Origin of the sequence: Mesorhizobium sp. 2RAF21 (assembly GCF_052115345.1) — a bacterium.
Taxonomy (GTDB): Bacteria; Pseudomonadota; Alphaproteobacteria; order Rhizobiales; family Rhizobiaceae; genus Mesorhizobium; species Mesorhizobium terrae.
In genome coordinates this window covers 204,139-230,640 of record NZ_JBFRGM010000012.1, presented here as the reverse complement: position 1 = coordinate 230,640, position 26,502 = coordinate 204,139, and the positions used below count along the sequence as shown (strand labels likewise).

Genomic DNA, 26,502 nt, shown 5'->3' with positions numbered 1-26,502 from the left:
TATGTGCGTTGCTGTTCGGCGACATGCACATCTTAGTTCTCCTGAAACACGGTGCGCCGAAGGCTCCACTCACCGCCCTCGTATTGCCACAGGTGAGGCGGGCGGAATCTGTTCGCGAGCGTGTCGAAATAAGCCCGATCCATAACAGGTGCTTCAAACTGCTTAGCGGCCTCGGGGTACTGTTCTGGCGGAACACTGAGGTAATCAAATAGTTCGTTTGCGAAACGCTCTGGGAATTCTCCATCATATCGCTTCACCAGCGCCACTCCTTCTTCGCGCTCGATGTCGCCCGATCGAATTTCCTGAGCTGCGTCGTAGGAACTGCGACCAATACCGAACTTAATAAAGGTCGTGTAATAGTGCAGGTCGTCGATCCGATCATCGATCGAGTTGTACTTGGAATACGTTCCAGGAGTACGTTCCGGAGATGCCTCGAAGCCGCCATGTTCGACAGCAAAATAGTAGGCTGCTTGCGGGTGCCACTTCAAATAGTAGCCAAGATAGTGAACTTCGATTCCCTTTTCTTCCAGAACCTTCGGGTCAGAGGGCATGTACGCCGCCAAGTCGGCTCTACGTACTCCGAATTTTTCGATCAAATCCGCTACCGAGACACCGCCAAGGTAAGTCTCGTCGTCGCTTGTGGCTGAAAAATAGTTGTAATCACGTTTAGCGGTTTCGTTGTCCGCGATCGGATTACCGTACTCGGCCTCGTTCTCTCCGTAAAAGATCAACGGGATGCCCATTTTTGCCGCAAATGCTGGAGCAAAACCTTTTTGACCGATGATGAATGGTTGAAAAGGATGAAATAGGTTCTCGACTGCAAGTCGTGTCATTAGCCGCTTTACGCGACCGTTTGGCGTCAAAAGAAAATTGTCGAAGCCGGAATGGATCCAATGGTTGAAGTTACGCTGTCCCCATTCAGTGTAAACATGCGGTGCCCAAGTGCATGTCAACGGGTTCATGCCGAATTCGTATTTCAGCATCCATGATTGGTAGAAGCTATCCTTGCCGCCTGAGCCTGGGACCAAGCAGTCATATGAGCCGTTGCGCGAACGATATTTGTCGCACAAGACAACCAATTCTGCGCGTCGACGCTCCCAATCAACGACCGCATGTTTGCGTTCGGCGTTCCGACAGGCATCGCATACGCCTTCGTCGTCGAAAGCAATGACTGATTTCTTGCTCTCGGCAGTATGCTTGTACTCCACAGCGGAATTCGGCCTCTGGTTGGATATCACGCATTTTTTGCAGAAAACAACCGAACGTGGCAGGCCGTATTTGGTTGGCGGCGAAGCGAGCGTCGGGGAATAGAGAGAGTAGTCAACTATTTCGGTGCGGGGATCGGCATAGATCATCGGCCGGCCTTCTATCTCGTATTTTCCTAGTTTGCGTCTTATGAGGACGCGCTTACTCGAAGTGGGAGTAGTCCAGGGGGTCGCCTGGTGCAACCGCTTTTGAAAGGCGTCGGCCAACCAGCGATTTGTAGTACTCTGGTGAAAGGCCGGTGGCCGGTCTGAGGATGGCAATATCCGACAAACTTAACACCTCACCCGCCGGCATGGCGCGCGCGGCCTTTAACCCGCGTCGCACAAGTCTGCGGGCTTCTTCTTCAATTGGACGAACCTGCTTGGTGCCGTCGCCTAGAAGGGTTTCTGTATTGGCAATTGCTTGCATCATGTCGGATAGTTCGTAGGGCTCGATTGAGGCGGAATGATCCGGCCCTGGCATCGCTCGATCCAGCGTTATGTGTTTTTCAATTACGATTGCGCCCATGGCAACGGCGATCGGCGGTACCAGTATTCCGGCTGTGTGATCGGAATAGCCAACAGGTACTCCAAGTTCCCTAGCCATGGTTGCCATCGCTCGCAGGTTCACATCTTTGAACGGGGAAGGGTATGCACTCGTGCAATGAAGGACGACCAGAGGAGGCAGTCCAGCGGGGTCTTTAGGGAGATCCGCAGGGGTGCCTGCAGTCACAACTTCTACCGCACGCTGAACTTCAGCAAGATTTGCCATGCCCGTGGACAAAATAATTGGAAGTCCACGTCTCGCGCAATCCTCAAGATAAGGCTCGTTGTTGACTTCGCCGGAGGGGATTTTGATTCGGCGAATGCCGATGTCGCACAGCATGTCGAGCGATGCAGTGTCGAAGGCAGTTGACATAAATTCGATGCCTAAATCTCTACAGCGAGCGGCAACTGCCTTGTGATCGGCTTCGCTAAGTTCCAGATCCTTCAGCATCGCATGCTGATCCTGCGCGCCCGAGACTTGCTGATAAGCGACGGTTGCTGTGTTCTTTGCCGTAATAGAATCGGCCTTGAACGTTTGAAATTTTGCGGCATGTGCGCCGGCGTTGGCGGCCTTTTCGACTAGCTCCAGTGCCAGTGCCAGCTTTCCATTGTGATTTACGCCGATTTCGGCAATTACGAATGTCTTCATGTTTGAATTTATCTCATTACCAAGTCGGCTGCAGATTATCGACACTTGCCGGCACCATTGAGCAGCCAGGGGAAGAGCGCCTGTGTTAGTCAACTTTCGTTGAAAATAGCAAGCATTCGCGACAGAGGGAGGGCTATTTGCAGCTATCTCTCATTCTCGCTAAGCTACAACTCCAACCCTACCTTGGTCTCCCGTTGCTGCCAATTGAGAATGCGAGCGCTGCTTACAATTGCAGTTGGGCGTATGCGTCGCGTCCCTTAGGCCGAGGGCGGAACGAAGTTCGCCACTGCGGAAGATCGAGCTATCAGTGTTTTGTGTGTTGATTGGAATGTTGAGGGGATTTTCAAATAATACTCCGGTTATGTGAAATTAAATTGCTACGCAATTTAATTTCACGATCGCCGTGCAATGATTTAATGTATAAATTTATATATATTGAATGATTGTGATTTAATGAAGTGAAATCGGGTGTATTTTTTTTTAAGGTCGTATTTCGTGGTATCTTGCGCAGTTGAGCGCGGCAGTTTCATGCGGGTCTCGTATCAGAACCTTATTCCTTCCCGTTCAATCATGAGCTCGCATTGCTTCTCGGCGCCATGTGAATACGCCCCACCTCTCATGACCGTCGGCGAAAAATTTCGCCCCACGAAAACAGCCGTTTGCGACAAATCTACTGACATCGTGCCTTTGATTTTATTCACCACCACTGCCGCGCCCGCAAAATCGGGCAAACGCAGAGGGTGCCATGAGCGAACAGACCAAACTTCTCGAACTTCCCTACATCCTTCCTTCGCAAGCCCAGAAACACGTCATCCACAATGAGGCGTTGCGTCGGCTGGACGCCGTCGTGCAACTTGCGGTGCTCGACCGTGACCTCGCCGCACCGCCGGCAAGTCCGCAGGAGGGCGACCGCTATCTGGTCGCTGTCTCGCCGACGGGTGCCTGGGCGGGCAAGGCCGGCATGATTGCCGCCTGGCAGGACGGCGCCTGGGCCTTCCTGGTGCCACGGCGGGGCTGGCTGGCCTGGGTGGCGGACGAGACACGGCTCCTTGCCTTCGATGGCGGTGTCTGGGCCGCGGTCGACGAGGCCACCTCGCTGCAGCGGCTTGGCGTCAACGCCACCGCCGATGTCACGAACCGCCTCGTGGTGCGTTCGGAGGCGGTGTTGTTCGACAATGTCGGCGCCGGCCATCAGGTGAAGGTCAACAAGGCAGGCGCCGGCCACAGCGCCACCGTTTTGTTCCAGACCGGCTATTCGGGCCGCGCCGAATTCGGGCTCGCCGGCGATGACGACTGGCGCGTCAAGACCAGCGCCGATGGTGCGAGCTGGAACGAGGCGCTGGTCGCCGACAAGGGCACGGGCGCGGTGCGATTTCCGGCCGGCGTCGAGCATGCCGCGACGCGCAAGCCACTGAGCGGCATGATCCTGACGCCCGGCGGCGATGGGCAGGTGTCGATCTTGCGGCTTTCGCGCACCCGCAGCCAGGATCCGCGCCAGGCGACGTTGTCGGCGGTCGCCGGAAGCGTGCTGACGCTGGCCGCCAACGACGCAGACCTGTTCTTCGACACCACGATGCGCGACGTCTCCTATGTCAGGGTGTGGAATGTCTCCAAGGCGGCAGCGCAGCCGGCGTGGATCAAGTGGAACCCGGCCGCCAACCAGCTTCAGGTCACCAGCGCCGCGGACGTGGCGGGATGGGTGGCCGGGGAAGTTGTCCAGCTTGGCGATATTGCCGGCCGGCCTGGTGTTCCCGCCGGCTTTACCCGTGGCTATGCGCTGGATATCTCGCCCATGCTGCAGAACCAGTTGGGCGCCGTGTTCCGCCAGGCGGCGATCACGTTCAGATGCGATGTGCAGGGCATCGGCACAAGGGTCGGCGTTCTCTTGTCGCGCGATACCGGCGCGGGGTCGTTTTTCGGCGGCAACAGCCTGTCCGACGGCGCGGTCAACACCACCATGCACATCGTGCCCACCACGCAATTGTCACCGGTTTCGAACTCGAACCTCGTTTATGTGCGCGAGGACGGCAATGGCGCCAACACGCTGGGAGCGACCACCATCTCGGTCTGTGGTGTCTGGGTCTGACGGGGGATGGGGTGCCTATCCCGCTTCTGGTGTGCCGCGTGCGATACTCCTGCGAACGACAGGGCAATGGCATATGGCGGCTGCCAATCTTGGCGTCGGGCGGTTGAAGCTCGTCATTCCCGACCTCGTGAGGGAGCGAAGCGACCGGAGAGTGTCGGGAATTCATGCCGGAACATCTCCGTCATGGGCCCTCCAGACGGGAAAACTGAAAAATGTAGAGTTCGCCCTGCCCTCCAGCATTTTTTTTGCAGTTCCTCGGTCACGGCGTGGATTCCCGACACTCTCCGCTCCTTCGTCGCTCACGAGGTCGGGAATGACGAGGGGCCTCTGCACCCATCTTGAAACCATGTGCGATAGCTCTCCCGTGAACGGGGAGGGGCGGCGTGCTGGCCCGTCCCTACGGCCCGCTCCCTGCCAAGCGGGGACAGATGCACCCCGTAGAAGAGGGGAAGGCTGATGCCGGCCTTGTTCGCTTGCCCTGATCCGCGGCGGCGCGGACGCCGCGTCATCGTGGAAACAGAACGATCCAATCGAAGCAGGCAGTGCTCGCGCACGTCAGGCCGTAGAGAATTTCCAAGAACGGCCATTTGCGCGAAAAATTCAACTCATTGCGCAAGGCGAAAGAGCCTTGGCAATGTTGGCGACAGCGGTTTCTACCGTTAGAAGGTGACAGGTTCGGCAGCCGGCCAAGAACCGCGACAGCTTGTTCCGCCAGCGGTTGTTCGTTCCTATCTATCCCGTGGCGGGGCCGCGGCGACCAGAGACCCAATCGATGAACATGGCACTCACCCATCTCCAGCGGTTGGAAGCCGAGTCCATCCATATCTTCCGCGAGGTCGCGGCGAATTTCTCCAAGCCGGTCATGCTTTATTCGGTCGGCAAGGATTCCTCGGTGCTAATGCACCTGGCGATGAAGGCCTTTTATCCGGCCAAGCCGCCATTTCCCTTCCTGCATGTCGACACCACCTGGAAGTTCCGCGAGATGATCGCCTTTCGCGATCACATGGCGGAAAAGCTCGGCTTCGACCTTTTGGTGCACGTCAACGAGGACGGCGTGCGCGACAACATCAACCCGTTCGACCACGGTTCGAACGTGCACACCCACGTCATGAAGACGGTTGGGCTGCGCCAGGCGCTCGACAAATACGGTTTTGACGCGGCCTTCGGCGGCGCCCGCCGCGACGAGGAGAAATCGCGCGCCAAGGAGCGCATCTTCTCTTTCCGCAACGCCGCCCACGCCTGGGACCCGAAGAACCAGCGGCCGGAAATGTGGAACATCTACAACACCCGCATCGCCGCCGGTGAATCGATCCGCGTCTTTCCGCTCTCCAACTGGACCGAGCTCGACATCTGGCAGTACATCCTCCAGGAAGATATCCCGATCGTGCCGCTCTACTTCGCCAAGGAGCGGCCGGTTGTGGAACGCGACGGCATGCTGATCCTGAAGGACGACGACCGCATGAAGCTGAGGCCCGGCGAGACGGTGGAAAACCGTCTGGTGCGCTTCCGCACGCTGGGCTGCTATCCGCTGACCGGCGCCATCGAGTCCGACGCCGACACGTTGGAAGCCATCGTCGGCGAGATGCTGACGGCGCGCACTTCCGAGCGCCAGGGCCGCCTGATCGACCGCGACGAAGCGGGCTCGATGGAAAAGAAGAAGCGCGAGGGTTATTTTTGACGATGCGTCATGTACCGGCAAAAACCCTGGCGCCCAGCAGCGACGTGCGCGACTATCTGGCCGCGCAGGAGAAGAAGTCGCTGCTGCGCTTCCTCACCTGCGGTTCGGTGGACGACGGCAAGTCGACGCTGATCGGTCGCCTTCTGTCCGACACCAAGCAGATCTTCGAGGACCAGCTCGCAGCCCTTGAGCGCGATTCCCGCAAGCACGGCACCACCGGCGAGGATATCGATTTCGCGCTTCTGGTCGACGGCCTGGAGGCCGAGCGGGAGCAGGGCATCACCATCGATGTCGCCTACCGCTTCTTCGCCACGCCGAAGCGCAAATTCATCGTCGCCGACACGCCCGGCCACGAACAATATACGCGCAACATGGCGACCGGCGCCTCCACCGCCGATCTCGCCATCGTGCTGATCGACGCGCGCCAGGGCGTGCTGCGCCAGACCCGGCGCCACTCCATCATCGCCTCGCTGCTCGGCATCCGCCACATCGCGCTGGCGGTGAACAAGATCGACCTGGTCGACTTCGACCGCGTCACCTTCGATCGCATCGTTGCCGAATATCGCGATTTCGCCCGCGATCTCGGCTTCGAAAGCATCGCACCCATCCCGATGTCGGCGCGCTTCGGCGACAATGTCTCGGCGCGCTCCGAACGCATGGCCTGGTATCAGGGCCCGACACTGATCGAGCATCTCGAGACGGTGCCGGTCGACAGCGCCGCCGCCGGCCAGCCGTTCCGTTTCCCGGTCCAATATGTCAACCGGCCGAACCTCGACTTCCGCGGTTTCGCCGGTACCGTCGCTTCCGGCACCGTTGCGCGCGGCGACGAGGTCGTGGTGGCCAAGTCCGGTCGCGCTGCACGCGTCAAGCGCATCGTCGCCCATGGCGGCGACCTCCAGCAGGCCGTCGCCGGCCAGGCGGTGACGCTGGTTCTGGACGAAGAGGTCGAGGTCTCGCGCGGCAACATGCTGGTGCAGGCGGACGCCCGCCCGCAGGTGGCCGACCAGTTTGCCGCCAATCTGGTCTGGTTCGACGAACAGGCGCTGTTGCCCGGCCGCTCCTACATCCTGCGCACCGAGACCGACCAGGCGAGCGCGACCGTCACCGAACTGAAGCACCGCCTCAACATCAACGATTTCTCGCACGAGGCGGCGAAGTCGCTGGAGATGAACGAGGTCGGCGTCGTCAACATCTCGACGCGCACGCCGCTGGTCTTCGACGCCTTTGCCGAGAACCGCTCGACCGGCGCCTTCATCCTGATCGACCGCATCACCAACGCCACCGTTGGCGCCGGCATGATCCAGCACGCGCTGCGCCGCGCCGAGAACATCCACTGGCAGTCGCTCGACATCGACAAGCGCGCCCGCGCCGACATGAAGCACCAGCGGCCGGCGGTGTTCTGGTTCACCGGCCTGTCGGGTTCGGGCAAGTCGACCATCGCCAACCTGCTCGAGAAGAAGCTGGCCGCCACCGGCCGCCACACCTATCTGCTCGACGGCGACAATGTGCGCCACGGCCTCAACCGCGATCTCGGCTTTACCGATGCCGACCGTGTCGAGAACATCCGCCGCGTCGCCGAGGTGGCCAAGCTGATGGCAGATGCCGGCTTGATCGTGCTGGTCTCCTTCATCTCGCCCTTCCGCGCCGAGCGGCGCCTGGCGCGCGAACTGATGGCCGGCGGCGAGTTCGTCGAGGTGTTCGTCGACACCCCGTTCGAGGAATGCGCGCGGCGTGACCCGAAGGGCCTCTATGCGCGGGCAATGCGCGGTGAGATCAAGAACTTCACCGGCGTCGATTCGCCTTACGAGCCGCCGGAAAATCCGGAAATCCGTCTCGAAACCGTCGGCCGCACGGTCGAGGAGATGGTGGATATTCTGGACGACTGGCTGGCCGAGCGCGACAAGGCCGAAACGCAATATGAGAGCGGCGGCGGCATCTAGATGAGCGCGGCCCACATAGCAGAAGAAGCGGCCGACGCGGCGATGCTCGTCGTGTTCGAAAGGCTGGCTCTCGTTGCCGGCCAAGCCATCATGCGCATCTTTCACGAAGGCTGCGCCGTCGATGCCAAGGCCGACGCCTCGCCGGTGACGATCGCCGACCGCGAGGCGGAGGTGATCATCCTGGCTGGCCTGCGCGACGCCTATCCGGCCATTCCTTGCGTGGCGGAAGAAGAGGTCAGCGCCGGCATTTTGCCAGAGGCGCTGGGTAACGCCTTCTTCCTGATCGACCCGCTCGACGGCACCAAGGAGTTCGTCAAGCGCGGCAACGACTTCACCGTCAACATCGCGCTGGTGCGCCATGGCGCGCCGGAAGTCGGCGTGGTCTTCGCGCCCTGTTCGGGGCATCTCTATCTTGGCCGGCCGGGCAGGGCGGAAGTAGCGGAGGTCGATGCCGGTTTCGCTGTCGGTTTGCGGCGCGAGATAACAGTGCGCCGGGCGGGTTCGCCGCTCGCTGTCGTCGCCAGTCGATCGCACCGCACGGCGGAGACCGATGCCTATATCGCGACGCTGGGCGAAACCGAGATCGTCTCGGTGGGATCGTCGCTGAAATTCTGCCTGCTGGCGCAAGCTTCGGCAGACGTCTATCCCCGCTTCGGCCGCACCATGGAATGGGACACAGCGGCAGGCGATGCGGTGCTGCGCGCCGCCGGTGGCACCACGCAGACGCTTGACGGCACGCCACTCGCCTATGGCAAGCGCAGCCAGCCGCACGACGCGGATTTCGCCAACCCGTTCTTTATTGCCCGGGGAAGGTAATGAGGTTTTTCCGTCTCCCGCTTGCGGGGAGACGGAGACCCGAAGAGGCGGCTACTCGGCCGCCTGCGCTGAATTCGAGCCGATATAGTTGCGGATCGTCTCGATGACGCGGTCCTGGTCGGATGTGCTGAGATACGGGTGCATGGGTAGACACAGGATGCGCTTCGGCAGGTCTTCCGACACGGTGAGCCCGGTCGGCGTGCGCGGGAAGTGGCGATAGGCCACCTGCTCGTGCAGCGGCTTCACGTAATAGATGACCGAGGGAATGCCCTTTTCCTGCAGATGCGCCTTCAGCCCGTCGCGCTTCGGCGTCTCGATGGCGTATTGCGCCCAGGCCGAGCGGCTGCCGTCGAGATTGCGCGCGGCGGTGACGATGTCGCCGAGGCCTTCGGCATAACGGGCAGCCACCTTCTGTCGGGCGATCATCTCGTCCTCGAGGATGGCGAGCTTCTCGATCAGGATCGCCGCCTGCAGCGTGTCTAGGCGCGAATTGATGCCGACATGGACGTTGTCGTATTGCGTCGCGCCCTTGCCGTGGAAGGCGAAGGAACGCAGCTTGTCGGCGAGCGCCGCATCGTTGGTGAACATGGCGCCGCCATCGCCATAGCAGCCGAGCGGCTTGGCCGGGTAGAAGGAGGTGCCGGCGACATGGCCGAAGGCGCCGCATTTGAGACCGTCGGCGGTGCCGCCGATCGACTGGGCGGCGTCCTCGATGACCAGAAGCTTCTCGCGCTTGGCGATCGCCATGATGGCGTCGTAGTCGGCGGAAAGGCCGAACAGGTCGACCGGGATGATCGCTTTCGGCGTCAGGCGGCCCTCGGCCTTGACCATGGCGATGGCTGCTTCAAGGCTCTCGATGTCGATGTTGTAGGTCTTGGCGTCGACATCGACGAAGACCGGCTCGGCCTTGGCGAGCGCGACGACCTCGGCGGTGGCGGCGAAGGTGAAGCTCGGCACGAACACGGCGTCGCCAGGCCCGATGCCGGAAGCATAGAGCGGCAGGAGCAGCGCGTCGGTGCCGTTGGCGCAGGCCACCACATGCTTGACGCCGACATAGTCGGCGAGCTTGGCTTCGAATTCGGCAACCTGCGGGCCGAGGATGTATTTGCCGTCTTTGACGACGCGGTCGATCGCCTGCGTCAGGCGGTCCTGGATACGCTCGCGCTGTGCGCCAAGATCGATGAACTGCATGTCGGCCCCAATATTTGCCTGATAACGCGCCGCTGGTAACAGAGTTGCACGGCGCCGAAAAGCCGCGCGGGCAGGGCGCGACCACAGGCAGCAGCCGGCCATGTTACCCGGTTCCTGGCGCGATGAGCCGGCAAAGGCCGGATTTACAGGCGTTTCCGGCCGTTCGCGGGCGGCGAGGCGAGCGTCGGCCGCCGGATCGAAACATAATGTGATTGGCGAAGTCCGCTTTGGCGAGCCCGACCGAGATCGACCCGGCGTATCTCAGGCGAGTTCGCGCCGCCAGGGCGGATTGGCGCCGGCGCGGGAGACCGTGATGGCGGCAGCTTTGACGCTGAAGGCAAGCATTGTGCGGATCTGTTCCTCGGACAGCGTGGCGATCGCCTGTTTGGAAAGCAGGCCCTGGTCGCGCAGCGAGGCGAGGATGCCGGCATTGATGGTGTCGCCGGCGCCGACCGTGTCGACGACGGTGACCGGCGTTGCCGGCACCGAGACGGCATGGCTCTTCGAAAAGGCCAGCACACCCTTGGCGCCCTGCGTGACCACCATCAGGCTGGGGCCGAGCTGTAGCCAGCGCGCGGCGATTTCCTCCAGCGAGCCGCTCTCGCCGAACCAGTCGAGGTCCTCGTCCGACAGCTTGACGATGTCGGCCATGGCCAGCATGCGCTTCATGCGGGCTAGGTGTTTCGGCTTGTCCTTGATGAAGTTCTTGCGGATGTTGGGATCGAACATCATCACCCGCTTGCCGTGCTCGCGCCGCATCAGCGCCTCGTAGGTCGCGCCGCAGGGCTCCTGGATCAGGCTGACGCAGGAAAAATGCATCGCCTCGACCGCGTCGCCGACTGCTGGCAGGTCGGATTCGACCAACATGCGGCCGGCGGTGTTTTCGTCGTAGAACAGGTAGCTGGCGTGGCCGCCGCTGAGGCGCACGAATGCCAGCGTCGTCGGCAGGTCGGCGAATTTGATGAAATCCAGCGTGACATTGCTGGCAACCAGCGCGTCGCGCAGCATGTCGCCATAGAAGTCGGTCGAGATGCCGGTGAAGAAGCCGGCCGGCAGGTCGAGCCGGCCGAGCGCGACCGCCGTGTTGAACACTGCGCCGCCGACATAAGGCGCGAAGGCCGCTTCGCCGGCGGTGGTCTCGCGCGGCAGCATGTCGATCAGGGCCTCGCCGCAGCAAAGGATCATGGGCGTCAGGCTCCGGTCGGGTAGATGACGCCCTTGCGGACGACGATGTTGGCGTAGAGTCTGGGTTCGGAGGTCGCGACGATGACATGCGCGGCCTTGACCCTGGCGTAGAAGTCGGCACCGGGCAGGGCGACGACCTTGCGGCCGGGCGCGCGCCGGGCGCATACCGCCTCGATCTCGCCATGCACAGGGTCGACCAGCTTCGGGTCGCCTTTGGTGGAGGAGCGGAACAGCGCCTCTTCGACGAAATCGTCCACCGGCAGCACGGTGAGAATGGCGTCCAGCACCGGGATCAGGTCGAGCCCGTCGGCGCGGATCAGCCGCTTGGCCTGTTCCTCGGCCGGATAATTGCCGTCGACGATGGCGATCTCGTCGCCATGGCCCATGGCGCGCAGGACGGCCAACAGTTCGGGGCCGAGCAGGGAAGGGATTCCAATGAGCATAATCAGGACGTTCCGGATGCCGAGGGTGGGCCAACAAGGAAGCGTTCGGACAGCGGCAGGCTGGCGCCGCCGAGCGCGCGGGCGTGGATGCCGACTGTGCCTTCGCGCACGGCGGGCAGCTTGAGGCCTTCGGCGTCGATCCGGCCGATCGCCGCGTTGACGGCCTCGACCAGGCTGCGGCGCACGGGCGCGGGCAGCCAGCCGTCGATCACCGCCTCCTCGAAATCGATTACAGAGGCGGCAGCGACGATGGCATAAGCAAGTGCCGCGGCCGCGTTCGCCACCCAGCTCTCCAGCTCGGGGCCGATCTCGCCCCAGTCCTCGGGCGAAGTCCAAAGATGTTGGGCGTCGATGCCGCGTTGGTTGAGGGTTTTCTCCAGCGTGGCGATGGAGGCAACGTCGATGAGCTGGATTGGCCTGCCGTCCGGCCCCGGAACCGGCATCGAGCCCAGCGCGCCGGCATTGCCGGTCGGGCCGCTATAGATGCGGCCGTTGAGCACCACGCCGCCGCCGGCAAAGGCGCCGATGTAGAAATAGACGAAATCGCGCACGTCGGAGACATTGCCGAACACCAGCTCCGCGCCGCAGGCCGCCGTTGCGTCGTTCTGCAGATAGACGGGGAAATCGCACAGCGCCTGGATGTCGGAGCGGATGTCGCGGTGGCGCCATTCCTCCATCACCGAGCGCGGCGCGCCGGCCGCGTCCGCCCAGCTCCACAGTTCGAATGGCACGGCGATGCCGAGGCCGGCGACGCGACGATCCTGTGCAGGCGTCAGATCCGCCCGCAGCTTGGCGACGCCCTTGGCGACGAAATCGACGGTCTCCGACGGTTCGGGATAACGATAGGAATGGTGCAGCATGGCGCGCACCTTGCCAAGGAAGTCGATCAGCACCAGTTCGGCGCTGCGGCGGCCGATCTTGAGGCCGATGAAGAAGGCGCCTTCCGGGTTGAGCGCCATCGGGATTGAGGGCTGGCCGATGCGCCCGCGCAGCGGCTCGCGCCTGACCAGCAGGCCCTCGTCCTCCAGTTCGCGCATGATGACGGAGACGGTCTGCGCCGAAAGGCCGGTCATGCGGGCAATGTCGGATTTGGCCAGCCCGCCATGCTGGCGCACGAGCGAAAGCACCAGCCGCTCATTGTGGTCGCGCATGCCGCTCTGGTTCGTGCCGCGATGAAGACGGCTCGCGGCCGGCTCAGACGAACCGTGCTTTTGAACGCCGTCGTCCAAACGCTCCTCCCTCCGGTCTTTTCTTGTCTGACTTTTGGCCGAGAATGTGCCGGCTCCGCAAGTGTGTCAATAATAAATAAGAGTGATTTAATTATTGACTCATGTCGATGTTTGGTGTTTCGTTCGTGCCAGGCGCTCCACCGGGAAGGCATTCGGGCGCCGTGGCGCAATGCCCGGCAGGCGGGCCGCCAATCTTGGTTCTGGGAGGAGTACCTATGCGAATTTCCGTTTTGAAGACGTCCGTGTTCTGCGCGGCGGTTGCCGCGCTTGCCGCCTTCACCGTTCCCGCTTCGGCGGCCGGGGTCGGTGCGTGCCTGATCACAAAGACCGACACCAATCCCTTCTTCGTCAAGATGAAGGAAGGCGCCACCGCCAAGGCGAAGGAACTGGGCGTCAACCTGAAGACCTATGCTGGCAAGATCGACGGCGACACCGAAAGCCAGGTCGCGGCGATCGAAAGCTGCATCGCCGACGGCGCCAAGGGCATCCTGATCACCGCTTCCGACACCAAGGGCATCGTGCCGACCATCAAGAAGGCACGCGACGCCGGCATCCTGGTGATCGCGCTCGACACGCCGCTGGAGCCGGCAGACGCAGCGGATGCCACCTTCGCCACCGACAACCTGCTCGCCGGCAAGCTGATCGGCCAGTGGGCCGCCGCCACACTGGGCGACAAGGCCAAGGACGCCAAGGTAGCCTTCCTCGATCTCACCCCGTCGCAGCCGACCGTCGACGTGCTGCGCGACCAGGGCTTCATGATCGGCTTCGGCATCGACCCCAAGGACCCGACCAAGATCGGCGACGAAACCGATCCGCGCATCGTCGGCCACGACGTCACCAACGGCAACGAAGAGGGCGGCCGCAAGGCCATGGAGAACCTGCTCCAGAAGGACCCGAGCATCAATGTTGTGCACACGATCAACGAGCCGGCCGCTGCAGGCGCCTATGAGGCGCTGAAGGCCGTCGGCGTGGAAAAGAACGTGCTGATCGTGTCGGTGGACGGTGGTTGCCCGGGCGTCAAGAACGTCGAGGCCGGCATCATCGGCGCCACTTCGCAGCAATATCCGCTGCTGATGGCTTCGCTCGGCGTGGAGGCGATCAAGAAGTTCGCCGACAGCGGCGAGAAGCCGAAGCCGACCGAAGGCAAGACCTTCTTCGACACAGGCGTGGCGCTGGTCACCGGCAAGCCGGCCAAGGGCGTCGACTCCATCGACGTCAAGACCGGCCTCGCCAAGTGCTGGGGTTGATCTGAACGCCTGACGGCGTGACAGTGTCTGGCGCATCGGCCCGAAAGTCGGATCCGATTTTCGGGCCAATATGCAGATTGAAAGTGTTGGAGCGTTCCGTGCGTCCAGATGGACGCGCGGCGCTCCAGCAGGGTGCCTCGAAGGCGGAGCGCCCTATCTTCCGGACGTCTTCTTCTCCTGCCGGGGAAGGTGATTGCAGACCAGCAACTCGCGTGTCGGTTTTTGACGCGAGGCTGGTCGGAGGACAGGGCATCGGCACGTCGACGGGCATTACGTTGGGCGTATGACGGGGGCAGAGATCCCCGATCGGGAGGAGCCGACATGACCGACGCTTCGGCGGACGCCAGGCGACCGCAGGAATTCGAAAAGGTACTCACCGGCGCCGACACGGCGGTGGCTGATTTCGACACGCACACACGTTCGAGCGTGGAGAAGGTGCAGCACTTCCTGCATTCCAATCCGGCTGCGGTGCCGCTGATCGTGCTGGTGGTCTCGGTGCTGATCTTCGGCGTCATCATCGGCGGCAAGTTCTTCTCAGCCTTCTCGATGACGCTGATCCTGCAGCAGGTGGCGATCACCGGCGTGATCGGCGCGGCGCAGACGCTGGTCATCCTGACGGCCGGCATCGACCTTTCGGTCGGCGCCATCATGGTGCTGTCGTCAGTGGTGATGGGCCAGTTCACCTTCCGCTACGGGTTGCCGCCCTCGCTGGCGATCCTGTGCGGCTTCGGCGTCGGCGCGTTGTGCGGCTGGATCAACGGCGCGCTCGTCGCCTATATGAAACTGCCACCCTTCATCGTTACGCTCGGCATGTGGCAGATCGTTCTGGCCTCGAACTTCCTCTATTCGGCCAATGAGACGATCCGCGCCCAGGACATCGAGACACAGGCGCCGATCCTCCAGTTCTTCGGCACCAATTTGCGGATGGGCAATGCGGTTTTCACCTATGGCGTCATCGCCATGGTGCTGCTGGTGGCCATCCTCTGGTATGTGCTGAACCACACCGCCTGGGGCCGCCATGTCTACGCGATCGGCGACGATCCGGACGCGGCGGAACTGTCCGGCGTACGCGTCAAGCGCATACTGGTCTCGGTCTACATGCTGGCCGGTCTGATCTGCGCGCTCGGCGGCTGGCTGCTCATCGGCCGCATCGGCTCGGTATCGCCGACCGCCGGCCAGTTCGCCAACATCGAATCCATCACCGCGGTGGTGATTGGCGGCATCTCGCTGTTCGGCGGCCGCGGTTCCATCCTCGGCATGCTTTTCGGGGCGCTGATCGTCGGCGTCTTTTCGCTCGGGCTGCGCCTCATCGGCACGGACCCGCAATGGACCTATCTGTTGATTGGCGTGCTGATTATCAGCGCCGTCGCCATCGACCAGTGGATCAGGAAGGTCGCAGGATGACCGGACAGCCAGAACCCATTCTCACCGCGCGCGGACTGGTCAAGCGTTATGGCCGCGTCACCGCTCTGAACAATGCCGATTTCGATCTCTATCCGGGCGAAATCCTCGCCGTCATCGGCGACAACGGCGCCGGCAAGTCGTCGCTGATCAAGGCGATTTCCGGCGCGGTCACGCCGGACGAGGGCGAAATCCGCCTGGAGGGCAAGCCGGTGCAGTTCAAATCGCCGATGGAGGCGCGCAACGCCGGCATCGAAACGGTCTACCAGAACCTCGCTCTGTCGCCGGCGCTGTCGATCGCCGACAACATGTTTCTCGGCCGCGAACTGCGGAAGCCCGGCATATTGGGGTCGTGGTTGCGCATGCTCGACCGCACGGCGATGGAGAAGCGCGCGCGCGAAAAGCTGACGGAACTCGGCCTGATGACCATCCAGAACATCGGCCAGGCGGTCGAGACGCTGTCCGGCGGCCAGCGCCAGGGCGTTGCGGTGGCGCGCGCCGCCGCCTTCGGCAGCCGTGTCGTCATCATGGACGAGCCGACGGCGGCACTCGGCGTCAAGGAAAGCCGGCGCGTGCTGGAACTGATCCTCGACGTGAAGCGGCGCGGCCTGCCCATCGTGCTGATCTCGCACAACATGCCGCATGTCTTCGAGGTGGCCGATCGCATCCATATCCACCGGCTCGGCCGGCGGCTGACCGTCATCAACCCGAAGGACTATTCGATGTCGGATGCGGTCGCCTTCATGACCGGGGCCAAGGCGCCGCCGGAGATGGCAGGGGCCGCTGCCTGAGTTCCTGATTGCGCCCGGAGTGCATTGCGATAAGCTCTGGGTGCAACGCGGAATATTAGCGAACTTAAATCGATTGAAAAATTCTAGTCAACTGTCTGGTATGGGCTAGATGGTCCTGCTATGCATGCTTGTTGAAAGGCAAAATCGGTTCCCGGCGAGACGGAGAGGTCCTGATTGCCGGTTGCGCGAGAGGCAACATGACCCGCACCAAGACGCTTAGTGCTTCGCTGCCCGCTCTCGACCATCCCGACCCGCAGACGCTGGCGTCCGAGGTGCTGATGGCCCTCAAATACCGGGTCGGCAAGGACACCACCGTCGCCACGCCCTATGACTGGCTGACCGCCTCGATCAAGGTGGTGCGCGATCGCATCATCGACCACTGGATCAGCGCCACCAAGGAAACCTACGAGCAGCAGGAAAAGCGGGTCTACTACCTGTCGCTCGAATTCCTGATCGGCCGGTTGATGCGCGACGCCTTCTCCAATCTCGACATCATGGACCCGATGCGCGAGGCGCTGGCTTCGCTCGGCGTCGACCTCGACGAAATCGCCACGCTGGAACCGGACGCGGCACTCGGCAATGGCGGCCTCGGCCGGCTCGCCGCCTGCTTCATGGAATCGATGGCCACCGTCGACGTGCCGGCGCATGGCTATGGCATCCGCTACGCCAACGGCATGTTCCGCCAGGAAATCCAGGATGGCTGGCAGGTCGAATTGCCCGAAACCTGGCTCGACCACGGCAATTCCTGGGAGTTCGAGCGCCGCGAGCGCTCCTTCGAGGTCGGTTTCGGCGGTTCGGTGGAGTCCGTCACCGCCAAGGACGGGCGCCTGGAGCGCCATGTCTGGAAGCCGCTGGAGCATGTGCTGGCGGTTGCCTACGACACGCCGGTGGTCGGCTGGAAGGCCAAACGCGTAAACACGCTGCGGCTGTGGTCCGGCATGCCGGTAGACCCGATCCTGCTCGACAAGTTCAATGCCGGCGACCATATCGGCGCGCTGGCCGAGAGCAACAAGGCCGACGCGCTGTCGCGGGTGCTCTATCCGGCGGATTCGCACAAGGCCGGCCAGGAACTGCGGCTGCGGCAGGAATATTTCTTCTCGACCGCTTCGCTGCAGGACATCGTGCAGCGCCATCTCAGTCAATATGGCGAGCTCGCCTCGCTGCCCGACAAGGCCGCGATCCATTTGAACGACACCCATCCGGCGGTGGCCGTGCCGGAGCTGATGCGGCTGTTGATGGACGTCCACGGCATGGATTTCAGCCAGGCCTGGGACATCACCAAGCGCACCTTCGCCTACACCAACCACACGCTGCTGCCCGAGGCGCTGGAAAGCTGGCCGGTGCCGCTGTTCGAGCGGCTTTTGCCGCGCCACATGCAGATCGTCTACGCCATCAACGCCGAGGTGTTGCAGGAGGCGCGTTCCTCCAACCGCTTCTCCGGCGACCAGATCGCCGCGATCTCGCTGATCCAGGAGAATGGCGACCGCCGCGTGCGCATGGGCAATCTCGCCTTCGTCGGTTCGCATTCGATCAACGGCGTGTCGGCACTGCACACGGAGCTGATGAAGCAGACCGTGTTCGCCGACCTGCACCGGCTCTATCCCGACCGCATCAACAACAAGACCAACGGCATCACACCGCGCCGCTGGCTGATCCAGTGCAATCCCGGGCTGACGGCGCTGGCGCGACAGGCCATCGGCGACCGTTTCCTCGACGACATCGAGGCGATCAAGGAACTGGACCGGTTTGCCGGGGATGCAGCGTTCCGCGACAAGTTCGCCGCCGTCAAACGCGCCAACAAGACGCGGCTGGCCAATCTGGTCGCCGACCGGCTGGGCATCCGGGTCGATCCGTCGGCGCTGTTCGACATCCAGATCAAGCGCATCCACGAATACAAGCGCCAGCTGCTCAACATCCTGGAGGCGGTGGCGCTCTACGACCAGATCCGCTCGCATCCGGAAAAGGACTGGACGCCGCGCGTGAAATTCTTCGGCGGCAAGGCGGCGCCCAGCTACCACAACGCCAAGCTGATCATCAAACTGGCCAATGACGTCGCCAAGGTCGTCAATGGCGACCCGGCGGTGCGCGGTCTGCTGAAAGTGGTGTTCGTGCCCAACTACAATGTCAGCGCGGCCGAGATCATGATGCCGGCCGCTGATCTGTCGGAACAGATCTCGACCGCCGGCATGGAAGCGTCCGGCACCGGCAACATGAAGTTCGCGCTGAACGGCGCGCTCACCATCGGCACGCTCGACGGCGCCAATGTCGAGATGAAGGAACATGTCGGCGACGACAACATCTTCATCTTCGGCTTGAAGGCCGACGAAGTGGCCGAGCGCCGCCGTGGCGACTACCAGCCGCGCGCCATCATCGAAGCTTTGCCGGAACTGGCGCAGGCCATTTCGGCGATCTCGTCCGGCGTTTTCTCGCCGCACGATCCCGACCGTTATCGCGACCTGATGAACGGGCTCTATGACAGCGACTGGTTCATGGTCGCCGCCGATTTCGATGCCTACGCCGCCACGCAGCGCGAGGTCGACGCGGTCTGGAATGATCGTGCCGACTGGAACGCCCGCGCCATTCGCAACGTGGCGCGCATGGGCTGGTTCTCGTCGGACCGCACCATTCGCCAATACGCGAAAGAAATCTGGAACGTGCCTGTGTGATGTGATTGCATGAAGGCCACGCCAAAGTGGCCGGATACCCAGGGAGGGGTACCGCTTGACGAAAAAGCCGCGCGCGACCGCGACGAGCGACCAGGCCGAAGGGCTGGCCTCGGCCAGCGACGTCAAGGCGATCGTGGCGGGGACGCATGGCAACCCTTTCGCGGTGCTCGGCGTCCAGCAGACTGGCGTCGGTTTTGTCGCCCGCTGCTTCATCCCCGATGCAGAAACCGTCACTGCCCATACGCTCGCCGGCAAGCCTGTCGGTGAACTCTTTCGCCGCAACGAGGCCGGGTTCTTCGAGGGACCAGTCTCGATCACCCGGCGTCAGCCGCTGAAATACCATGCCCGCAATTCGGGCGGCGAATGGTGGATCACCGACCCATACACCTTCGGCCCGGTGCTCGGTCCGATGGACGATTATTACATGGCGCAGGGTTCGCATCTGCGCCTGTTCGACAAGCTGGGTGCGCATCTCATCGACCATGAAGGCGCCAGCGGCGTGCATTTCGCCGTCTGGGCGCCCAATGCCAAGCGGGTCTCCGTGGTCGGCGATTTCAATGCCTGGGACGGCCGCCGCCATCCGATGCGGTTGCGGCAAGACACCGGCATCTGGGAAATCTTCATTCCCGGCCTTGGCGAGGGCCGCCCCTATAAATACGAGATCGTTGGGGCGAGGGGCGCGCGCCTGCCGCTCAAGGCCGACCCCTTCGCCTTCCGCTCGGAACTGCGCCCGGCCACCGCCTCGGTGACGGCGGCGCCCTCGCGGCACAAATGGGGCGATGCCGCGCATCGCAAGTTCTGGCGTGAAACCGAAGCGCGGCGCCAGCCCATCTCCATCTATGAGGTCCATGCCGGTTCGTGGCAGCGCAACGAGGATGGCAGCTTCCTGACCTGGGACGAACTGGCGGAAAGGCTGATCCCCTATGTCGTCGACACCGGCTTCACCCATATCGAGCTTTTGCCGATCTCCGAGCATCCCTACGACCCGTCATGGGGTTACCAGGCGACCGGGCTCTACGCGCCGACCGCCCGCTTCGGCGATCCGGAAGGTTTCGCGCGCTTCGTCGACGGTGCCCATCGCGCCGGTGTCGGCGTCATCCTCGACTGGGTGCCGGCGCATTTCCCCACCGACGAGTTCGGACTGGCGAAGTTCGACGGCACCGCGCTCTACGAGCACGCCGATCCACGCAAGGGCTACCAGCCCGACTGGAACACGCTGATCTACAATTTCGGTCGCGGCGAGGTGCTGTCCTTCCTCGTCAACAACGCGCTCTATTGGGCGGAGAAATACCACGTCGATGGCTTACGCGTGGATGCGGTCGCCTCGATGCTCTACCTCGACTATTCACGCAAGGCCGGCGAGTGGATCCCCAACGAGAAGGGCGGCCGCGAGAACCTCGAGGCCGTCGCCTTCCTGCAGCGCATGAACAAGGAAATCTACGGCCATCATCCCGGCGTCATGACCATCGCCGAGGAATCCACCTCTTGGCCAAAGGTCTCCCACCCGGTTCACGAAGGCGGGCTTGGCTTCGGCTTCAAGTGGAACATGGGCTTCATGAACGACACGCTGGAATATCTGGCCCGCGAGCCGTTGTTCCGCAAATACCATCACAACCAGATCACCTTCGGCCTGACCTATGCCTTCACAGAGAATTTCGTGCTGCCGCTCTCCCATGACGAGGTGGTGCACGGCAAGGCGACGCTGATCGGCAAGATGGCCGGCGACGACTGGCAGAAGTTCGCCACGCTGCGTGCCTATTACGCCTTCATGTGGGGCTATCCCGGCAAGAAGCTGTTGTTCATGGGCCAGGAATTCGCCCAGCGCCGCGAATGGAGCGAGGCCCGCGCACTCGACTGGGACATGCTGCAATATGCACCGCACAGCGGCATGCGCGACGTGGTGCGCGATTTGAACCGCCTCTATCGCGAAAAGCCGGCGCTGCATGCGCGCGACTGCGAGCCGGAAGGTTTTGAATGGCTGATCGTCGACGACCGCGAGAACTCGGTCTTTGCCTGGCTGCGCAAGGCGCCGGGCGCCAACCCGGTCGCCGTCGTCACCAATTTCACGCCGGTGCCGCGCGAGAACTACCGCGTGCCGTTGCCGGAGGCCGGCACCTGGCGCGAGATCATCAACACCGACGCTGCCGCCTATGGCGGCTCCGGCAGGGGCAATGGCGGCACTGTCGAGGCGCGTGCCGAAGGCGGCCGCACCGCCGCCGTGATGGTGCTGCCGCCGCTGGCGACGGTGATGCTGGAATTCATGCCCGCGACCGAAGGCAGGAAGGTCGCGGGAAAGGCGAAGTCGGCTACGGCGGCGCGCATCAGGAAAAGCGCGGTTCCGAAGGCAAAGCAGGGAGGCTGAGAATGGCGGATTTCAAACGGACGCAACCGCTGGCGCGCGATGCGATGGCCTATGTTCTGGCCGGTGGGCGCGGCAGTCGCCTCAAGGAGTTGACGGACCGTCGCGCCAAACCTGCCGTCTATTTCGGCGGCAAGACCCGCATCATCGACTTCGCTCTGTCCAACGCGCTGAATTCCGGCATCCGCCGCCTCGGCGTCGCCACGCAATACAAGGCGCATTCGCTGATCCGCCACCTGCAGCGCGGCTGGAACTTCCTGAGGCCCGAACGAAACGAGAGTTTTGACATCCTGCCCGCCAGCCAGCGCGTTTCAGAGACGCAGTGGTATGAAGGCACCGCGGACGCGGTCTACCAGAACATCGACATCATCGAGGCCTACGGGCCCGAATACATGGTGATCCTCGCCGGCGATCACATCTACAAGATGGACTACGAGATGATGCTGCGCCAGCACGTCGATGCCGGCGCCGACGTCACCGTCGGCTGCCTCGAAGTGCCGCGCATGGAGGCGACCGGTTTCGGTGTCATGCATGTCGACGCCAAGGACAACATCATCGCTTTCGTCGAGAAGCCGGCCGATCCGCCCGGCATCCCCGACAAGCCGGACTACGCGCTGGCCTCGATGGGCATCTATGTGTTCAAGACCAAGTTCCTGATGGAGCAGTTGCGCCGCGATGCCGCGACGCCCGATTCCAGCCGCGACTTCGGCAAGGACATTATCCCCTACATCGTCGAGCACGGCAAAGCCGTCGCCCATCGCTTCGCCAAGTCCTGCGTGCGTTCGACGGCGGAGGCCGGGCCCTACTGGCGCGACGTAGGCACCATCGACGCCTATTGGGAAGCCAATATCGACCTGACCGACATCACGCCTGAACTCGATCTCTACGACCGCGACTGGCCGATCTGGACCTATGCCGAATTGAAGCCGCCGGCCAAATTCGTGCATGACGACGAGGGGCGGCGCGGCATGGCGGTGTCGTCGCTGGTGTCGGGCGATTGCATCGTGTCGGGTGCCTCGCTGAAGCGCAGCCTGATCTTCACCGGCGCGCGCATCAACTCCTATTCGAGCCTCGACCATGTCGTCATGCTGCCGGACTGCACGGTTGGCCGCAACGCGCGGCTGACCAATGTCGTCATCGACCATGGCGTGAAAATCCCAGAAAGCCTTATTGTCGGCGAAGACCCCGTCGAGGATGCCAAGCGATTCCGGGTTTCGGAAAAGGGTATCTGTCTGATAACGCAGGATATGATCGACAAATTGGGGTCGTAGCGCATGCAGGTTCTGTCCGTGACGCCGGAGATATTCCCGCTGGTCAAGACCGGCGGGCTGGCCGATGTCGCCGGCGCGCTGCCGATCGCGTTGGCCGGCAAGGGCGTCGCCATGCGCTCGCTGGTGCCCGGTTATCCGGTGGTGATGGACGCCTTCAAGAAAAAGAAGCCGCTTCTGTCCTATCCGGCCCTGCATGGCGGCAAGGCGGCGGTCTATGCGGCCGAGGTCGCCGGGCTCGATCTCCTGGTGCTCGACGCGCCGCATCTGTTCGACCGCGTCGGCGGGCCTTATGGCGATGCCGGCGGCCGTGACTGGCCCGACAACTGGCGCCGGTTCGCGGCCTTGTGCCGTGTCGGCGGCGACATCGCCGGCGGCGGCATCGACGGCTACAAGCCCGACATCGTGCACGCCCATGACTGGCAGGCGGCGATGACGCTGGCCTATATGCGCTACGGCAAGGCGGTCGGCACGCCCTCGCTGATCACCGTGCACAATCTGGCCTTCCAGGGCCAGTTCGGCGCCGGCATTTTCGGCGAACTCAGCCTGCCGGCGGAGGCGATGAGCCTCGACGGCGTCGAATATTACGGCGGCGTCGGCTATCTCAAGGCCGGCCTGCAGGCGGCCTGGGCGATCACGACCGTCAGCCCGACCTATGCGCAGGAAATCCGCGTGCCGGAATTCGGCATGGGGCTGGACGGGCTGATCAATCTGCGCGCCGCCGACCTCCACGGCATCGTGAACGGCATCGACACCGACATCTGGAACCCCGCCACCGACAAGCACCTGGTTTCGACCTACACGGCCGACACCCTGGCCAGGCGCGCCGCCAACCGCGCGGCGGTCGAGGAGCGCTTCAATCTTGCCAGCGACGGCAGCCCGATCGTCTGCGTGGTCAGCCGTCTGACCTGGCAGAAGGGCATCGATATCCTCGCCGCCATGGCCGACGGCATCGTCGCCGCCGGTGCCAAACTGGCCGTTCTAGGCTCCGGCGATCCGGGTCTCGAAGGCGCGCTTTTGGCCGCCGCCGCCCGCCATCGCGGCCGCGTCGGCACCGTCATCGGTTATGACGAGGCGCTGTCGCATGTCATGCAGGGCGGCTGCGACGCCATCATCATCCCATCGCGCTTCGAGCCCTGCGGGCTGACCCAGCTCTACGGCCTGCGTTATGGTTGCGTGCCGGTGGTGGCGCGCACCGGCGGTCTGGCCGACACCATCATCGATGCCAACGAGGCCGCGGTTGCGGCCGGGGTCGCCACCGGCTTCCAGTTCGCCGCCAACAATGGCGATGCATTGCTGCACGCCGTGCGCCGGCTGCTGCAGGCACATGGCGACACCGACGCCTGGGCCTCGATCCAGCGGCAGGGCATGAAGGCCGACGTGTCCTGGGACCGCAGCGCCGGAAAATATGTCGAGCTCTATCGCTCGCTGCTTGCAAGGAAGGTTGCCCAACGATGATACGCACCGTCGCCACCAAGCCCTATGACGACCAGAAGCCCGGCACGTCGGGCCTGCGCAAGAAGGTTCCGGAATTCCAGCAGGCGAACTATGTCGAGAATTTCGTGCAGTCGATCTTCGACGCACTGCAGGGTATTGAGGGCAAGACGCTGATCCTGGGCGGCGACGGCCGCTACTACAACCGCGAGGTGGCGCAGAAGGTGATCGCCATTGCCGCCGCCAACGGCTTCGGCAAGGTGATGGTGGGGCAGGGCGGCATCCTGTCGACGCCGGCCGCCTCCAACGTCATTCGCAAATACAAGGCTTTCGGCGGCATCATCCTGTCGGCCTCGCACAATCCCGGCGGCCCGCACGAGGATTTCGGCATCAAGTACAATGCCGAGAATGGCGGCCCGGCGCCGGAGAAACTGACCGACGCCATCTTCGCGTGCACCAAGGCGATCAAGGAATACAAGATCGCCGACATCGCCCCGATCGATCTCGATACGATCGGCACGGTCAAGGCCGGCGGCATGACGGTGGAGGTGATCGATTCCGTCGCCGACTATGCCGAGCTGATGGAGACGCTGTTCGATTTCGACGCGCTGCGCAAATTGTTCAAATCGGGCTTCCGCATGCGCTTCGACGCCATGCATGCCGTGACAGGTCCCTATGCCAAGGAAATCCTCGAGCATCGGCTGGGTGCCGCCGCCGGCACCTGCCGCAATTTCAAGCCGCTGCCGGATTTCGGTGGCCATCATCCGGATCCGAACCTCGTCCACGCCAAACATCTCTATGACGAGATGATGGGTCCCGACGCACCGGATTTCGGCGCCGCTTCCGACGGCGACGGCGATCGCAACCTGATCATCGGCAAGGGTATCTTCGTCACCCCGTCGGACTCGGTGGCGATGCTGGCCGCCAATGCGCGCCTGGCGCCGGGCTACAAGGACGGCCTCAAGGGCATCGCCCGCTCGATGCCGACCAGCGGCGCCGCCGACCGCGTGGCCGAAAAGCTCGGCATCGGCATCTACGAGACGCCGACCGGCTGGAAGTTCTTCGGCAATCTGCTCGATGCCGGCATGGCCACCATCTGCGGCGAGGAAAGCGCCGGCACCGGCTCCAACCATGTGCGCGAGAAGGACGGGCTATGGGCGGTGCTGTTGTGGCTGTCGATCCTGGCGGCGCGCGGCGAAAGCGCCTTGCAGATCGTCACCGAACATTGGGCGACCTACGGCCGCAACTATTATTCGCGCCACGACTATGAAGGGGTCGACAGCGACCGCGCCAATGCGCTGGTCGACGAGCTGCGCGCCAAGCTCTCCTCGCTGCCCGGCAAGACGGTGCGTGGCCTGAAGATCGCCAATGCCGACGACTTTTCCTACCACGACCCGGTCGATGGCTCGATCAGCGAGAAACAGGGCATCCGCATCCTGTTCGAGGGCAACTCGCGCGTGGTGCTGCGCCTGTCCGGCACCGGCACTTCGGGCGCGACGCTGCGCGTCTATATCGAGCGCTACGAGTCGGACAAGGCCAAGCACGGGATCGACACGCAGGTGGCGCTGGCCGATCTCATCGCCGCCGCCGACGATATCGCCGGCATCAAACGTCATACCGGCCGCAACAAGCCGAGCGTGATCACCTGAGGCCGTTCGGAGGCGCCGTTCCCTTTTGACGACCGCCGCTGTTGTTACTGGCGGATATCGGGCTCGACCACATTGGCGAGTTGCAACAGCGATTCCTGCCAGCCGAGATAGCAGGCGGCTTCCGGGATCATATCCGGTATTCCGGCCTGCTCTATCTTGATGTCGGTGCCGCAGAACACTTCGGTGAGCGCGACGGTAACCTTGATCTCGCCCGGCAGGTTGGGGTCGTCGAAGCGGTCGGTATAGACCAGCTTGCGATGGGGCTCGAGTTCCAGAAACTCGCCGCCGAACGAATGCGCCTGGCCGGTCGTGTAGTTCTTGAATGACATGCGGAAGGTGCCGCCGACCTTGGCGTCGACATGGTCGACACTGCACAGGAAACCGTAGGGTGGCAGCCAGCGGCGCAATGCGTCCGCATCGAGAAAGGCGCGATAGACCTTTTCGGGCGGGGCCTTGAGGACGCGATGCAGGTGGATGGTATAGGGCATGACCTTACTCCTCATCGATTATGGGCGGGAAACATCGTCCCTTGCTCTGGTTTCAGGTGCACCTGACCCTCTCGATCCCTGGCGAATTGTCCAGCCCAAGCGGGTCATTTGGCTGAAGAGTGCTGCAACCTCCTGACAGCCACTCCGACGGCTTCCGAGATACGGCAAGGTTGCTATTGTTGGATGCTGGCG

At 62.9% G+C, this 26,502-nt stretch carries 18 protein-coding genes and 1 pseudogene; 12 read left to right on the top strand and 7 right to left on the bottom strand.

The features are described 5' to 3' along the window. Nucleotides 1–32 precede the first annotated feature (32 nt). Together AB4136_RS21160 and AB4136_RS21155 are read right to left on the bottom strand one after the other, a co-directional pair. Complete coding sequence (locus AB4136_RS21160) at nucleotides 33–1,355, bottom strand: N-acetyl sugar amidotransferase (protein WP_036254893.1); 1,323 nt, start codon at nucleotides 1,353–1,355, stop codon at nucleotides 33–35. A 52-nt stretch (nucleotides 1,356–1,407) separates the two neighbouring features. Beyond that, a complete protein-coding gene (locus AB4136_RS21155) occupies nucleotides 1,408–2,439 on the bottom strand; it encodes an N-acetylneuraminate synthase family protein (protein ID WP_024925214.1) in 1,032 nt (343 codons plus the stop codon). Between the two features lie 745 nt (nucleotides 2,440–3,184). Here AB4136_RS21155 and AB4136_RS21150 point away from each other — a divergent pair. The 4 genes from AB4136_RS21150 to cysQ all read left to right on the top strand — a co-directional run bounded on the left by AB4136_RS21150 (nucleotide 3,185) and on the right by cysQ (nucleotide 8,959). Next, complete coding sequence (locus tag AB4136_RS21150) at nucleotides 3,185–4,525, top strand: DUF2793 domain-containing protein (protein ID WP_137901060.1); 1,341 nt, start codon at nucleotides 3,185–3,187, stop codon at nucleotides 4,523–4,525. Between the two features lie 772 nt (nucleotides 4,526–5,297). Beyond that, nucleotides 5,298–6,203: a sulfate adenylyltransferase subunit CysD gene (gene cysD / locus AB4136_RS21145; RefSeq protein ID WP_024925216.1), complete on the top strand. Its 906-nt coding sequence runs from the start codon at nucleotides 5,298–5,300 to the stop codon at nucleotides 6,201–6,203. A 2-nt stretch (nucleotides 6,204–6,205) separates the two neighbouring features. After that, on the top strand, nucleotides 6,206–8,143 hold the full coding sequence (gene cysN / locus AB4136_RS21140; RefSeq protein ID WP_024925217.1) for a sulfate adenylyltransferase subunit CysN: 1,938 nt from the start codon (nucleotides 6,206–6,208) through the stop codon (nucleotides 8,141–8,143). 42 nt (nucleotides 8,144–8,185) lie between these two features. Then, nucleotides 8,186–8,959 carry a 3'(2'),5'-bisphosphate nucleotidase CysQ gene (gene cysQ / locus AB4136_RS21135; RefSeq protein WP_036254906.1) on the top strand — a complete coding sequence of 258 codons (774 nt, stop codon included), beginning with the start codon at nucleotides 8,186–8,188 and terminating at the stop codon, nucleotides 8,957–8,959. A gap of 51 nt (nucleotides 8,960–9,010) precedes the next feature. Here the strand turns inward: cysQ and AB4136_RS21130 are convergent, their stop codons facing one another. From AB4136_RS21130 to AB4136_RS21115, 4 genes are all read right to left on the bottom strand, one after another. Continuing rightward, nucleotides 9,011–10,150, bottom strand: a complete 1,140-nt coding sequence (locus AB4136_RS21130; protein ID WP_024925218.1) for a DegT/DnrJ/EryC1/StrS family aminotransferase — start codon at nucleotides 10,148–10,150, stop codon at nucleotides 9,011–9,013. A 261-nt stretch (nucleotides 10,151–10,411) separates the two neighbouring features. Beyond that, nucleotides 10,412–11,335: a carbohydrate kinase family protein gene (locus AB4136_RS21125; RefSeq protein WP_024925219.1), complete on the bottom strand. Its 924-nt coding sequence runs from the start codon at nucleotides 11,333–11,335 to the stop codon at nucleotides 10,412–10,414. A 5-nt stretch (nucleotides 11,336–11,340) separates the two neighbouring features. Beyond that, complete coding sequence (locus AB4136_RS21120) at nucleotides 11,341–11,778, bottom strand: RbsD/FucU family protein (protein ID WP_024925220.1); 438 nt, start codon at nucleotides 11,776–11,778, stop codon at nucleotides 11,341–11,343. 2 nt (nucleotides 11,779–11,780) lie between these two features. Next, nucleotides 11,781–13,007 carry an ROK family transcriptional regulator gene (locus AB4136_RS21115; RefSeq protein WP_024925221.1) on the bottom strand — a complete coding sequence of 409 codons (1,227 nt, stop codon included), beginning with the start codon at nucleotides 13,005–13,007 and terminating at the stop codon, nucleotides 11,781–11,783. Between the two features lie 215 nt (nucleotides 13,008–13,222). Between AB4136_RS21115 and AB4136_RS21110 the strand changes: the two genes are divergently transcribed. The 8 genes and pseudogenes from AB4136_RS21110 (at nucleotide 13,223) to AB4136_RS21075 (ending at nucleotide 25,822) form a co-directional block, all read left to right on the top strand. Then, nucleotides 13,223–14,254: a sugar ABC transporter substrate-binding protein gene (locus AB4136_RS21110; RefSeq protein ID WP_137901058.1), complete on the top strand. Its 1,032-nt coding sequence runs from the start codon at nucleotides 13,223–13,225 to the stop codon at nucleotides 14,252–14,254. Between the two features lie 321 nt (nucleotides 14,255–14,575). Next, nucleotides 14,576–15,658 (top strand): ABC transporter permease, encoded by a 1,083-nt coding sequence (locus AB4136_RS21105; protein ID WP_024925223.1) that lies wholly within the window; start codon nucleotides 14,576–14,578, stop codon nucleotides 15,656–15,658. Further along, complete coding sequence (locus AB4136_RS21100; protein WP_024925224.1) at nucleotides 15,655–16,446, top strand: ATP-binding cassette domain-containing protein; 792 nt, start codon at nucleotides 15,655–15,657, stop codon at nucleotides 16,444–16,446. The genes AB4136_RS21105 and AB4136_RS21100 overlap by 4 nt, the downstream gene beginning before the upstream one ends. 197 nt (nucleotides 16,447–16,643) lie before the next feature. Continuing rightward, on the top strand, nucleotides 16,644–19,112 hold the full coding sequence (locus AB4136_RS21095) for a glycogen/starch/alpha-glucan phosphorylase (RefSeq protein WP_024925225.1): 2,469 nt from the start codon (nucleotides 16,644–16,646) through the stop codon (nucleotides 19,110–19,112). A 103-nt stretch (nucleotides 19,113–19,215) separates the two neighbouring features. Next, nucleotides 19,216–21,369 (top strand): annotated as a pseudogene (gene glgB / locus AB4136_RS21090) (1,4-alpha-glucan branching protein GlgB); the annotation flags it as partial. A gap of 107 nt (nucleotides 21,370–21,476) precedes the next feature. Next, the gene (glgC, locus tag AB4136_RS21085; protein WP_024925227.1) at nucleotides 21,477–22,742 is read left to right on the top strand and encodes a glucose-1-phosphate adenylyltransferase; all 1,266 of its coding nucleotides are present in this window, start codon (nucleotides 21,477–21,479) and stop codon (nucleotides 22,740–22,742) included. Between the two features lie 3 nt (nucleotides 22,743–22,745). Then, complete coding sequence (glgA, locus tag AB4136_RS21080) at nucleotides 22,746–24,197, top strand: glycogen synthase GlgA (RefSeq protein WP_137901057.1); 1,452 nt, start codon at nucleotides 22,746–22,748, stop codon at nucleotides 24,195–24,197. Continuing rightward, entirely contained in the window at nucleotides 24,194–25,822 is a 1,629-nt protein-coding gene (locus AB4136_RS21075; protein WP_137901056.1) for an alpha-D-glucose phosphate-specific phosphoglucomutase, read from the top strand. Before glgA ends, AB4136_RS21075 begins: the two co-directional genes overlap by 4 nt. Nucleotides 25,823–25,866: 44 nt before the next feature. Here AB4136_RS21075 and AB4136_RS21070 read toward each other — a convergent pair whose 3' ends face one another. Next, nucleotides 25,867–26,310: an SRPBCC family protein gene (locus tag AB4136_RS21070; RefSeq protein ID WP_024925230.1), complete on the bottom strand. Its 444-nt coding sequence runs from the start codon at nucleotides 26,308–26,310 to the stop codon at nucleotides 25,867–25,869. Nucleotides 26,311–26,502 lie beyond the last annotated feature (192 nt).